Genomic DNA, 930 nt, shown 5'->3' on the forward strand with positions numbered 1-930 from the left:
AAAGAATTTAATTAGCTTTAAAATAACTTTGTTAACAGCGCCTAAACATTTATCTCATGAAAAATAGAAAAATCATCGGTCTAATGGCATGTGACCCACAAGGGGTGATAGGTAATAAAGGTCAGATGCCCTGGTCTTATACTAAGGAGTTTGAATATTTTTATCAGACGATAAAAAATAATATTATAGTCATGGGACGAAAAACCTTTGACTCTATACCTGTAAAGATTTTAAAAAATTGTATTTGTATTGTTTTTTCAAGAAATACACCATTACAATCTTATAATAATATATTTTTTATTAAATCTTTAGATGATTTTTGGCGAGTAATAAAACCTTTTACTTATAAGAAAATTTTTATGGTTGGAGGGGCAGAAATAGCGACTCTTTTCCTAGAGCAAAATCTTATTGATGAATTTTTACTTACAAAAATAAATAAAAATTATGATGGAGATGTTTTTTTCCTATTGATTTTCTAGCAGGATGGCATTCGGTAATAATAGACAAGACAAATGATTATCAAGTTTACAAATTCATTAAATAAAGAGGTAAGATGAAATTTTTAGAACAGCTTAATATAGATCTTGAACAATATAACCTTTTAAATCATCCATTTTATCAATTATGGAATATGGGGAAACTTACTCATTCTACTTTACAAATTTACGCAAAAGAATATTATCGTCACGTTACAGCTTTCCCACGTTATATAAGTGCAATACATTCCAAATGTAGTGATATAAAAGCTAGGCAAATATTACTTGGTAATCTTATAGAAGAAGAGCAGGGTGAAGAAAATCACCCAGAACTATGGAAACGTTTTGCTGAGGGCTTGGATGTTTAAATTGTAATAGTTGAGATTTAATCTTACATTTAGTAAAATTAAGATAATANNNAATGGAGGATTAGAGATGAATCTAAATCAAAAAA

Annotated in this window: 2 pseudogenes; both read left to right on the forward strand. The window is 28.2% G+C overall.

The annotated features are described in order from the left end of the window. Positions 1-56: 56 nt before the first annotated feature. Positions 57-544: pseudogene (locus KYQ89_RS02515) on the forward strand (dihydrofolate reductase). A 9-nt stretch (positions 545-553) separates the two neighbouring features. Further along, positions 554-841: pseudogene (locus KYQ89_RS02520) on the forward strand (iron-containing redox enzyme family protein); the annotation flags it as partial. Between the last annotated feature and the right edge of the window lie 89 nt (positions 842-930).

The sequence above is a fragment of the Rickettsia sp. TH2014 genome, from assembly GCF_019249195.1.
Lineage (GTDB): Bacteria > Pseudomonadota > Alphaproteobacteria > Rickettsiales > Rickettsiaceae > Rickettsia > Rickettsia felis.